12 protein-coding genes are annotated in these 11212 nt (G+C 72.2%); 6 read left to right on the top strand and 6 right to left on the bottom strand.

Going from position 1 to position 11212, the window contains the following annotated elements:
* Nucleotides 1-747 (top strand): MFS transporter (locus ACFFCN_RS09700; RefSeq protein ID WP_375491090.1); only part of this gene is annotated, 747 nt, incomplete at its 5' end.
* 90 nt (nucleotides 748-837) lie between these two features.
* Here the strand turns inward: ACFFCN_RS09700 and ACFFCN_RS09695 are convergent.
* Genes ACFFCN_RS09695 through ACFFCN_RS09675 form a run of 5 tightly spaced genes read right to left on the bottom strand, consistent with a single transcriptional unit; the run spans nucleotide 838 to nucleotide 4939 of the window.
* Nucleotides 838-1683: a serine hydrolase domain-containing protein gene (locus tag ACFFCN_RS09695; RefSeq protein WP_375491088.1), complete on the bottom strand. Its 846-nt coding sequence runs from the start codon at nucleotides 1681-1683 to the stop codon at nucleotides 838-840.
* Nucleotides 1680-3044, bottom strand: coding sequence for a coenzyme F420-0:L-glutamate ligase (locus ACFFCN_RS09690; protein WP_375491086.1), 1365 nt, complete (start codon nucleotides 3042-3044; stop codon nucleotides 1680-1682). The genes ACFFCN_RS09695 and ACFFCN_RS09690 overlap by 4 nt, the downstream gene beginning before the upstream one ends.
* On the bottom strand, nucleotides 3041-3982 hold the full coding sequence (gene cofD, locus ACFFCN_RS09685; protein WP_375491084.1) for a 2-phospho-L-lactate transferase: 942 nt from the start codon (nucleotides 3980-3982) through the stop codon (nucleotides 3041-3043). The genes ACFFCN_RS09690 and cofD overlap by 4 nt, the downstream gene beginning before the upstream one ends.
* A gap of 10 nt (nucleotides 3983-3992) precedes the next feature.
* Nucleotides 3993-4286, bottom strand: a complete 294-nt coding sequence (locus ACFFCN_RS09680; protein ID WP_375491082.1) for a DUF4031 domain-containing protein — start codon at nucleotides 4284-4286, stop codon at nucleotides 3993-3995.
* Nucleotides 4287-4300: 14 nt separating this feature from the next.
* Nucleotides 4301-4939 carry an O-methyltransferase gene (locus ACFFCN_RS09675; protein ID WP_375491080.1) on the bottom strand — a complete coding sequence of 213 codons (639 nt, stop codon included), beginning with the start codon at nucleotides 4937-4939 and terminating at the stop codon, nucleotides 4301-4303.
* 132 nt (nucleotides 4940-5071) lie between these two features.
* Between ACFFCN_RS09675 and ACFFCN_RS09670 the strand changes: the two genes are divergently transcribed.
* Nucleotides 5072-6019, top strand: coding sequence for a DUF6159 family protein (locus ACFFCN_RS09670; protein WP_375491078.1), 948 nt, complete (start codon nucleotides 5072-5074; stop codon nucleotides 6017-6019).
* Between the two features lie 101 nt (nucleotides 6020-6120).
* Here the strand turns inward: ACFFCN_RS09670 and ACFFCN_RS09665 are convergent, their stop codons facing one another.
* Entirely contained in the window at nucleotides 6121-7479 is a 1359-nt protein-coding gene (locus ACFFCN_RS09665) for a pyridoxal phosphate-dependent decarboxylase family protein (RefSeq protein ID WP_375491077.1), read from the bottom strand.
* 129 nt (nucleotides 7480-7608) lie between these two features.
* Here ACFFCN_RS09665 and sigE point away from each other — a divergent pair, with 129 nt between their 5' ends.
* The 4 genes from sigE (at nucleotide 7609) to ACFFCN_RS09645 (ending at nucleotide 11111) form a co-directional block, all read left to right on the top strand.
* A complete protein-coding gene (gene sigE, locus ACFFCN_RS09660) occupies nucleotides 7609-8199 on the top strand; it encodes an RNA polymerase sigma factor SigE (RefSeq protein ID WP_375491076.1) in 591 nt (196 codons plus the stop codon).
* On the top strand, nucleotides 8196-8753 hold the full coding sequence (locus ACFFCN_RS09655) for a hypothetical protein (RefSeq protein ID WP_375491074.1): 558 nt from the start codon (nucleotides 8196-8198) through the stop codon (nucleotides 8751-8753). Before sigE ends, ACFFCN_RS09655 begins: the two co-directional genes overlap by 4 nt.
* Before the next feature lie 118 nt (nucleotides 8754-8871).
* A complete protein-coding gene (locus ACFFCN_RS09650; RefSeq protein ID WP_375491073.1) occupies nucleotides 8872-10557 on the top strand; it encodes a S1C family serine protease in 1686 nt (561 codons plus the stop codon).
* A 38-nt stretch (nucleotides 10558-10595) separates the two neighbouring features.
* Complete coding sequence (locus ACFFCN_RS09645) at nucleotides 10596-11111, top strand: sec-independent translocase (protein ID WP_375491071.1); 516 nt, start codon at nucleotides 10596-10598, stop codon at nucleotides 11109-11111.
* Nucleotides 11112-11212 lie beyond the last annotated feature (101 nt).

The raw sequence follows: 11212 nt of genomic DNA, 5'->3' as shown, positions 1-11212 counted from the left end.
GTCATGGGCATGTTCGCGTCGATCGCGTCCGGCGTCGCGCTGCCGCTGGCCGACGCGTTCGCGAGCTGGCGCTGGTCGCTGGCAGTGTGGCTGGTGCCGGCGGTGTTCGCCGCGCCGATCTGGCTGCTGCGCCGGCGTGCGCCCGCGGCAGCCGCGCCCACCGACGCGGCGCTGGAACGCCCGTCGGTCTGGCGGACCGCGCTCGCGTGGCGGTTGAGCTTGTTCATGGGGCTGCAGTCGACGGGTTTCTACGTGCTGGTGTCGTGGTTGCCGTCGATCACCGCAGCGCACGGCGCATCGCACGCCGCGGGCGGCTGGTACCTGTTCGGCTACCAGGTGGTCGGGCTGCTCACCGGGCTGACCGTGCCGCTGGTGCTGCGCCGGGTGGAGGCACACGCGGCCGCGGCACTGGTGACCGCGCCGAACATCGTGGCCGTGGTGGGGTTGGCGACCGCGCCCGCCGGTGCGCCGCTGTGGGTGGTGCTGGCCGGGATGAGTTCGGGTGCGTCGCTGGTGATGGCGTTGTCGCTGTTCAGCCTCGACGCCGACGATGCCGCGCACGCGGCGGCGTTGTCGGGCATGGCGCAGTCGTTCGGCTATCTGCTCGCCGCGGGTGGACCGGTCGCGGCCGGCGCCGTGCACGACGCGGCGGGGTCCTGGACGCCGGCGCTGATCGGGCTCGCCGCGGTCGGCGCGCTGCAGGCGGCGGTGCTGATCGTGCGCCGCCCGCGCGTCTCATCCCGGTGATCAACATCTTCCCGGTGATCAACAGCAGTTTGTGGTCGCCAGGACGACCAGGAACTACTGTTGATCACCGGGATTGACGGGGTTGGTGGGTCAGCGGGCGGCGGCGAGCACGGCGTCGGAGAGCCGCGGCCACGCCTCGATCGCCCACTCGCCGAAGGCGCGGTCGGTCAGCGCGACCAGCCCGAGCGACGCGTCCGGGTCCAGCCACAGCATCGTGCCGCTCTGCCCGAAGTGACCGAACGTCCGTGGCGAGTTCGTCGCGCCGGTCCAGTGCGGCGATTTGTCCGCGCGGATCTCGAAGCCGAGGCCCCAGTCGTTGTGCGGCTGCCCGCCGTAGCCCGGTAGGACGCCGCGCAGGCCGGGGTACTGCACGGTTGCGAGGTCCGCACGCGTCTCGGGTGCGAGCAACCCGGTGGACGTCAGCAGCTCGGCGAGCACCCGTGCCAGATCGGAGGCGCGGGAGACGGCGTCGCGCGCAGGGGAGCCGTCGAGGTACGTGCCGCGCATGCCCAGCGGGTCGAGGACCGCACCGGCGAGGTAGTCGGCGAACGGCATGCCGGTGGCGCGCTCGACTAGCCGCGCGGCGAATTCGATGCCGACGTTGGAGTACACGCGCCGCTGTGCCGGACCGAACGAGCGCAACGGCCGCTCCGGCGCCACCCCGGACGCGTGCGCGAGCAGGTGGCGCAGCGTCGCGCCCGGCAGCAGGTTCTCCTCGGCCGGGTCGTCGAGGGTCACCGCCTCTTCCTCGACGGCGACGAGCACGGCCAGCGCGGCGAGCGGCTTGGTCACCGACGCGAGCGGCACCTGCGTGTCGATCGAGCCATGCGTGGCGAGCACGCCGGCCGGCCCGACGACGGCGGCCGCGACGGTCTCGACCGGCCAGTCGTCCAGCTGGGCAAGCGCGTTGGCAAAACTGTCGGACGAGCCGGTCACAGCCCGAGCCGGAGCCGCGCCGCGTCGACGAGTTCGGGCAGCTCCGCCGACACGTCGTCGGGTAGCGCGTCCCACGCGAACCAACGCAGGTCGTCGGACTCGGCACTGCGCACCGGCTCCGCCCCGTCCGGTGCGACCGCGACGAACTTGACGTCGAAGTGCCGGGTCGGCACGCCGAGCGAACACGTGATCGGATGAATATCGAGCGCGAGAGGCACCGGATCGAAGGACAGCGCGCCGATGCCGCTCTCCTCACGAGCCTCGCGCGCCGCGGCGTCGAGCACGCTGTGGTCGCTGGGTTCGTGATGACCGCCGAGTTGCAACCACCGGCCGACGCGCGGATGCAGCGTCAGCAACACGGCTTGCCGTTGCGGGTCGAGCACCAGCGCGCTGGCCGTCAGATGGCCCGGCGCGCAGGAGCGCCACATGGCGTCGCGCCGCGCGGCGAGCAGGCCGAGGAAGCCCTCGCGCACCGCGCGTTCGAGCGGGCTGCTGCACTCGACCGCACTGACGAGCGCCACCGCGTCGGCGTGCAGTTCGTCGCGGGCGTGCTCAGCGTCGTCGCGCACGGCCTGGTCGCGGCCGTAGGCGATGGCCTCGGCGGTACCGAGCCGGAACAGGTCGTCGGTGGCCGGCCGGATGAGCTCGCGACTCCCGCGACCGTCGTCGGGCAGCTTGCCGTCCGGCGCGAGGCCGCGGACCACGGCGACGGGCACGCCACGCAGCTTGCCCTTGACCAGGTCGGCGGCGGCGGCGATCTCGTCCGCGACAGCGACGCGGGTGACGTCGAGCGTGTTGCCGTGCGAGTCGGTGTGCCCGCGGGCATCGGTGAGCGCGGCCAACCCGGCGACACCGATCGCGGCATCGGTCAGGCCGTCGCGCCACGCCCGGCCCATCGTGTCGCTGATGATCACGCCGACCTCGACGCCGCTCCGCTCGCGCACCGCGTCACGCAACAGCTGCGCGGACGCATCCGGATCGAGCGGCAACAGTGCAAGTTCGTCCAACGCGACGTTCGAGGCGTCGACACCGGCGGCCGCCAGCACCAGGCCGTGTCGGGTGGCCACGATGCGCAGATCACCGCGTCGGGCCACGACGCGCTCGGTCTCCGCGTCGATGGCGGCCTGTCGCGCCGCTTCGCGCCGCGCCGGGTCGGTCGAGTCCAGCTTGACGAGCCGGCCCTCGACCTTGGAGACGATCTTCGAGGTGACGACGAGGACGTCGCCGTCGTGCAGCTGCACGTGCTCGACGACAACCGCCGCGAGGTCGTCGCCGGGGCGAAGTTCGCCGATGCCGGTCACCGGCACGATCTCCACGCCCGGGACGGCATGGTCGCCCGGCAGGTCTCGCCACACCGTCATCGCGCGAGCTCCAGCGCGGCACGCACCATGTCCGCGGTCGCGTCGTCGTCGGTCATCAGCAGCGGCACCGAACGCACTGCCAGGCCGGCGACGGACGCGGTGTCGCCGGTGTGCACCAGCCAGCCGTCGAGCAGGCCGCCCGCGGACCGAGCGCCGTAGTGGGCAGCGACGCCCTGGGCGCTGACCTCGACGCCGACGGCGGGCAGGCACGCGTCAGCCATGCCACGCACCGGCGCGCCGTCGATAATCGGCGAAACGCCGACGACGGGCGCTGGTCCCTCGACGAGCGCGTCACGGATGCCCGCGACGCCGAGCACCGTGCCGATCGACACGACCGGGTTGCTCGGCGCCATCAACACGACGTCGGCGCCGCTGAGCGCCTCGAGCACACCGGGCGCGGGTTCGGCGTCGTCGACGCCCACCTGCACGAACGACAGCGCCGGCAGCTTCGCGCGGTGCCGCACCCACCACTCCTGGAAATGCATAGCGCGCCGGCCGCCGTCCAGCTCGACGACGACGTGCGTCTCACAGCGGTCGTCGGACATCGGCAGCAGTCGGACGCCGATGTCCCACCTCGCGCAGATCGCGGCGGTGACATCGCTGAGCGGGTAACCGGCGTCGAGCATCCGGGTGCGGACCAGATGGGTGCCGATGTCGAGGTCGCCGAGCGCGAACCACGTGGGCTCGGCGCCGTACGCGGTGAGCTCGTCCTTGATCCGCCACGTCTCGCCGGTGCGTCCCCAGCCGCGCTCGACGTCGTGCACGCCGCCGAGGGTGTACATGACGCTGTCGAGGTCGGGGCAGATGCGCAGGCCGTGCAGGGTGACGTCGTCGCCGGTGTTGACGATGGCGGTGATGTCGTCGTCCGGGCAGGCCGCCCGCACACCCCGCAGGAACCGGGCGCCGCCGATGCCGCCGGCCAGGACCGCGATTCGCACGGCGTCGAACCTACGCGATCCGGCCCTCGCCGATCCGCGCAGCGGCCCGGCGGCGCCGCAGCAGTGCGCCCACCTCGTGCAGCGTCAACTCCTGCGCACCGAGCTCGACGGCCCGCGCACGCAACGGCTCCGGCAGGTCGTGGTGCCAGCGCCAGGGGTGGTCCTGGAAGTAGCGACGTGGGATGCCCAGGCGGTCGGCCATGTCGTGCAGCTCGTCGCGGGTGTCGGCCAGCAGATGACAGAAGCGGCTGTAGCGCAGGCCGGCTCCCGGGTAGTCGCGCACGGTATCGACGTAACAAGTCACGGCGCGGCGATCGGTCAGCGTTTGGCGGCGACGAGCAGGCCGTCGCCCACGCCGAGCATCGCGCAGACGACGCGGTCGTCGTCGCGCACGGTGCGGCCGAGATCGCGCACGACGGTCGTCTCGGCGTCACGCTGCGTCGGGTCGGCGACGCGGTCGTGCCACAGTGCGTTGTCGATCGCGACGACGCCGCCTGGACGCAGCAGCCGCAGCGCCTGCTCGTAGTACACGGAGTACGCCGTCTTGTCGGCGTCGACGAGCACGAGGTCGTACGCGGCGTCGCGCAGGCGGGGCAGCACCTCGCTGGCCGAGCCGTTGATCAACCGGTAGCGGCTGGGTGCAACGCCGGCCGCCGTGAGCGCCTCCTTGGCCGCGCGCTGGTGCTCGCCCTCGATGTCGATCGTGGTCAGCACGCCGTCCTCGGCCATGCCGCCGAGCAGGTACAGCGCGGACACCCCGGCGCCGGTGCCCACCTCGACGACGCTGCGCGCGCCGGTGGCCGCGGCGAGTACCCGCAGGGCAGCGCCACCGGCTGCGCCGATGGGTGTGCAGCCGAACTCGAGGCCGCGCTCGCGGGCCCCGAGGATGACGTCGTCCTCGGGGGTGAAGGACTCGACGTAGGTCAGGCTTGCCTCGTTGAGCATCGCGTCGGCCATGACCGACAGGCTAGTGCCCAGCGCCTCCGGCACCCCCGTAATCCGGCGAGCGAGTCCAGCCTTCGCCAAGGCCCTGGCTCCGTCCCGATCTTCGTGCCACACTTCGATTTCACGCGACGTCGGAGGTACGCAATGGTGGACATGGGCAAGGACGGCTCCGCGGGTTTCGACCCGTACCGCTACGGGCCGCCGGCACAACCGCCGGCGCCCGTGCCGACGCAACCGCCGGCGGTGCAGCCGTGGAACCAGCAGCCCACCGGGCGACAGATCATCGCCTCGTCGTGGGCGCTGCTCAAGCAGGATCGAGAGTTGATCGCGTTGCCGTTGCTCGGCGCTGTGTTCGGCCTCGTCGGCTTCATCGCGCTGTTCGTGCCCGGCTGGCTGATCGGCGAGGCCGCCGCGGGCAACCACCGCGTGGCGTTCTACGTCGGTGCGGTGTTCGGCGGCTTCGTGTCGTCGGTCATCTCCATCTACTTCCAAGCGGCGCTGGTGATCGGCGCCTACCAGCGGGCCGACGGCATTACGCCGAGCTTCGGCGGCGTGCTGCAGGTTGCGTGGCGGATGCGCCGGCAGATCATCGGCTGGGCGGTGTTCACCACGATCGTCGGCACGGTCGTGCGGATCGTCGAGCAGCGGCTCGGCATCCTCGGCAAGATCGTCGGCGTGCTGGGTGGCATCGCCTGGGCCATCGCGTCGTTCTTCGCGGTGCCTGCGCTCGTGGCCGAGGGGCTCGGGCCGATCGACGCGCTGAAGCGCTCCGCGGGCGTGATCCGCGGCGTGTGGGGTACCGGCATCCGCACGACGCTGCGCTTCGGGCTGATCCAGCTGCTCGTCGTGATCCCGGCGCTGGTGCTGGTCGGCGGTGTCGTGATGGTGGCCGGCGGTGGCGCCGGCGTGGGTGCCGGCATCGCGGTCGCGCTGATCGGCTTTGCCGGGCTGATCGTGCTCGGCGCGGTGCTCGGCGCGGTCGGCACCTATGCCCGCGCGATGATCTACCGCTGGGCGATCGGCCAGCCGGTGCCCGGCATTCCCGCCGACCTGTTCCCCGGTGCGTTCAAGCCCAAGCGCAACCGCCGCTAGCGAGTGACCCGCACACCGACTGTGCACGCGGAGCAGGGCGACACGCCGTAATCGACCTGCAGGCGGTGCACGGTCGCCGAGGCGCGGTGCTGAACTGCGGGTCAGACCATCGAGTCGATCAGTGACTCGAGGTCCGCGACATCGGTGAGCGGGTTGACCACGGCGAACCGCGTGCACACCTCGCCACGGTGCTTGGTCGGCGTGACGAAGCCGCTCTGCTCGTCCAGCAGCCGGCTGCTCCAGTGCGCGTAGTCCTGGGCGTCCCAGCCGACGCGCTCGAAGACCAGCACCGACAGGTCAGGCTCGACGAGCAACCGCACGTGCGCGCGGTCGCGGATCAGCTGCGCCCCGGCACGCGTGACGTCCAGGGTGCGCTCGAGTGCAGCGGTGTAGGCGTCGGTGCCGTTGACGGCGAGTGAGAACCAGAACGGCAGGCCACGCGCGCGCCGGGTCAGCTGGATCGCGAAGTCCGACGGGTTCCACTCGCCCTCGACGTTGACGGGGTCGAGGTAGCCCGCGTGCTGTGTGTGCGCGGCACGAGCCTGCACCGGGTCGCGGTAGATCAACGCGCACGAGTCGAACGGCGCGAACAGCCACTTGTGCGGGTCGACGATCAGCGAGTCGGCGTGCTCGATGCCGGCGAACAGCGGCGCGACGCTCGGTGCGGCCAGCCCGCCGCCGCCGTACGCGGCGTCGACGTGCAGCCACCACCCGTGTTCCCGAGCGACATCCGCGCAGCCGGCGATGTCGTCGACGATGCCCAGATTCGTGCTGCCCGCGGTAGCGACCACGGCGAAGATGCCGTCGCGCACGTCGGCCGGCAACGCATCGACGGTGGCACGTAGGGCATCGCCGGTGAGCCGGCCGCGCTCGTCGCCGGGAACCTCGACGACGTCGACGTCCATGACGATGGTCAGTGCGTGCACGACCGACGAGTGGGTCTCACCGGTGATCGCGACCGCCCACCGTCCCTGCGGCCGGCCGCGCCGGTGCCGCGCGGATTCGCGCGCCGCCACGAGCGCGGACAGGTTGCCGATCGTGCCGCCCTGCACGAACGCGCCGCCCGCCTCGCGCGGCAGGCCGGCCAGGTCGGCCAGCCAGCGCAGAGCCTGGTTCTCGACGTACACCGCGCCCGACCCCTCGAGCCAGGAACCCGCGTAGGCCGACGTCGCGCCGACGAGCATGTCGAAACCTGCGGCTGCCTTGGTCGGCGCGCTCGGGATGAAGGACAGGTAGCGCGGGTGGTCCACCGACAGGCAGGCGGGCCCGAGCACGTCGCGCCACAGCCGCACGGCCTCGTCGGCCCCGATGCCGTCGGCGGTGACGGTCTGTCCGGCGTCCTTCTCCAGCTCGTCCGGGGTGCGCGGCCGGTCGAGCGGCGCTGACGAGGCGAGCCGGTCGATGCACAGCTGCGCCAGCGTGCGAACGGTGCGCTCGACGTCGGCGGAGAACGTGTGCACGGGCAAGGAGCGTACGGCCTCGCCCGACGCGGGAACGCCGGCGCCTTGCCTGGCGTTTAGCAGACGTACAGGTTCGAGTGGTTGTCTTGATCCAGAACGACGGGTCCGAGACAGACATGAGGTGCAGCGATGACGGCGCAGCCGAGCGACGGGTCGACGTGGGTGGCACCCACGTGGGATTCGGTCGTGCGCGAGCACGCCGACCGCGTGTACCGGTTGGCGTTCCGGCTCTCGGGCAATCGCGCCGACGCGGAGGACCTGACGCAGGAGACGTTCGTTCGGGTCTTCCGCTCGCTCGCGCAGTACCAACCCGGCACGTTCGAGGGCTGGCTGCACCGCATCACCACGAACCTGTTCCTCGACATGGTGCGCCGCCGCCAGCGCATCCGCTTCGACGCGCTGCCCGAGGACGCCGGTGACCGCCTTGCCGGCACCGACCCGGGCCCCGAGCAGGCCTATGACGACATGCACCTCGACCCGGAGATCCAGGCGGCGCTCGACGCGCTGCCGCCGGACTTCCGTGTCGCCGTGGTGCTCTGCGACCTCGAGCAGCTGTCCTACGAGGAGATCGCCGCCACGCTCGGCATCAAGGTCGGCACGGTGCGCTCGCGCATCCACCGCGGCCGGGTGCTGCTGCGGCAGGCGCTCGCCCACCGCGCGCCCGGCGCGCGACCCGTCGAGCCGGGCACGCTCGGCGAGCCGGAGGCTGTCGGCGCGTGAGGGCTCAGCATCTTTCCGATGAGGCCGTCGCGGCGTGTGCCGACGGCGTCCTCGGCGGACACGCTCACGAGCGCGCCCTGCGTCACGTGCGCGAGTGCGCGGAATGCGCGCAGGCCGTGCGTGTGCAGCGCGAGGCCGTGTGGGCGCTGCGCGCGGCGCCGGCGCCCGCGCTGCCGTCGAGCCTCGCGACGCGCCTGCGCTCGGTGCCGCAGACGACGCCGCTCGAGGCGCCACCGACGGTGTTCGCCGAGGACGGCACCCCGATGCTTGCGACGTTCGCCCGGATTGCCCCCGCCGCGGCGTTCGTCGCTCAGGCGCCTGCTGCCACGCGCTCCAATACGTCGGCGCGTCGCGCGAAGCCCTACGTTGCGTCGGCGGCGGTCGCGGCCCTTGCCGGGGCGCTCATCGCCGGCACCGTCGTCCACGAGACCGGTGGCCAGACTGCCCGCACGACCCAGGATTCGCACCCGAGCGACGGGGTGAGCCGCGGCGGGCGCGACGTCGCCCCGACGATGAAGAACGCCGTGCAGTTGTTCGGCGGGCAGGGCCGCTGAGCGCCACCCGCGTCCGGCTGCGCCGCGTCGTCGGTGGGCGGTTCGTCACCGGGGCCGTCGCTGGGGCAGACTCGACTGCAGTAGCCATCACCACCATCCGCGCGACGAGGAGCGGCGTGTGAGCGACCAGGCCGGCCGGCATGCCGCCCAGGGCGACAACGCCGTGCCGCCGCACGCCTCCGCCCCTGGCAGCCCCGCCGGCTCGACCTCCGACAGCGCCGACGAAGCCTTCGCCCGTCCCGGCGGCGTCGACGGCGGTTTCGCGCCGCACGACTCGCCACCGTCGTACACCCCGCCACCGCCCACCGCGTCACCCGCGGAGCGGGCGGTGTTCGGGCGCCCGGCCGACGCGGGATCGTTCGCCCCGGCGCCGGGTGAGCGGTTGCGCCCGCAGCCGCACGTCGAGGCGCCGGTACCTCGGGTGTTCAGCGAGACCTTCGGTGCGCCGGCCGATGCGCGCGACGGCTTCGCCCCGGCACCCGGCTCCCGCCTCGCGCCGAGCGGCCGCGCGCCGCAGTCACCGTGGTGGAAGCCGGACGCGCGTCGCGATCCGTGGCGCGACCCGGCGGCGCCCTTCTGGCTCGGCCGGGGCGCCATCTTTACCCGGGGCGCACCGGCCCAGCTCGATCCCGACGAGGACACGCTGGCCGACGACGACCTCGACGCGGGCGCGGGCGACACCGACGACGCGGAGGATCTGGAGCAGGACAGGACTGTTCGCCGTGTCCGCTTCGGCGTACCGACGATCGTCGCGACACTCGTCATCGCCTTGGTGGCCGGGGTGATCGGCGGCGGGGTCGGCTGGTTCATCACCGACCACAGCAACGACGCGCTGCACCGTCCGGACGCCTCCATCGCCCAGGTGCAGACGCCGGTCAAGCGTCCGTCGGGCTCGGTCGCCGGCGTCGCGAAGCGGGTCGGGCCGGCGGTGGTGTCCATCGCAGTGAAGACGCCGTCGGAGTTCGCCATCGGGTCGGGCGTCGTCATCGACAGCCACGGCGATGTCCTGACCAACAACCACGTGGTGGCATCGGCTGCGGGGGTCAAGAACGCGTCGATCGTGGTGACCTTCAGCAATGAGGCGACCGCGAAGGCGCAGATTGTCGGTCGGGATCCGACCAGCGATCTCGCCGTCATCAAGGTGCCCGACCAGCAGCTGACCGTCGCCTCGCTCGGCGATTCGTCGAAGATCGCGGTCGGCGACCAGGTACTCGCGATCGGGTCGCCGCTCGGCCTGCAGGGCACCGTCACCGAAGGCATCGTGTCCGCGCTCAACCGGCCGGTGAAGGCGGAGTCGGACAACGGCACGTCGGCATACCTGAGTGCGATCCAGACGGACGCGCCGATCAACCCGGGCAACTCGGGCGGCGCGCTCGTCAACTCCAGCGGTGCGGTCATCGGTATCAACTCGGCCGGCCGGTTCTCCACGTCCGACCCGTCCGGCGACCAGATCCCGATCAGCGGCATCGGCTACGCGATCCCGATCAACCACGCGCGCGACATCGCGACGCAGCTCATCCGCACCGGCAAGGTGGACCACGCCGCCATCGGTGCGCAGGGCGTCACCGCGCTTGCCGGGTTGCAGGTCGGCGCGTACGTCAAGCAGGTGTCCCCGGGCGGACCCGCGGCCAAGGCGGGTCTGCAGCCGGGCGACGTCGTGGTGGTGGCCGACCGGATGACGGTGCAGACCTTCGACCAGCTCGTGGTCATCGTGCAGCAGCACAAGCCCGGTGATCGGATCCAGGTGACGTACTACCGTGGTAGCGACAAACGCACGACGACGGTGACGCTCGGCAAGGGCTGACCGCCGGCAACGGCTTCCGGCAAGGGCAAGGTGCGCGCGTGTTCAACGTAGGACCGATGGAGTTGCTGGTTCTCGCCATCGTCGCTGTCGTCGTCATCGGGCCGGACCGGTTGCCCAAGTTCGCCAAGGACGCCGCTCAGTTGCTGCGGTCCTTGCGCGAGATGGCCACCGGCGCGCGTGAGCAGCTACGCGATGAGCTGGGTCCCGAATTCGCCGACGTCGACCTGCGCAACCTCAACCCGCGCACCGCGTTGACCCGCGCGGTGTTCGGCGACGAGGACGAGCTCGAGTCGCTACGCCGGATGGACCCACGCCGCTGGGACGTGCGCTCGGCCCAGGATGCGCTGTTCCGCGACGACGCGGACGCAGCGCACGGATCGGTGGACATGAGCAAGCGCGCGTCCGGCAACGGCACGACGGCATACCGCGGATCCGCCAACGGCGGTTCGGCCAACGGCGGTTCGGCCAACGGTGCGACGACGAACGGCGCCGCGCCGCGCCCGCGGCCCCGGCCGAGTCGGCCGGCGACGCCCTACGACGACGACGCCACCTAGCAGCCGACGTCCTCCCGTGATCAACAGCAGCTTTGGGTCGCTATGGCGACCAAAAGGGGCGGTTGGTCACGGGGGGGGGGTCGGGCGAGGGGGGGGGCGGG

The sequence above is a fragment of the uncultured Jatrophihabitans sp. genome (genome assembly GCF_964246335.1).
Classification (GTDB): Bacteria; Actinomycetota; Actinomycetes; order Mycobacteriales; family Jatrophihabitantaceae; genus Jatrophihabitans.
This window is presented reverse-complemented; position numbering and strand designations above follow the sequence as displayed.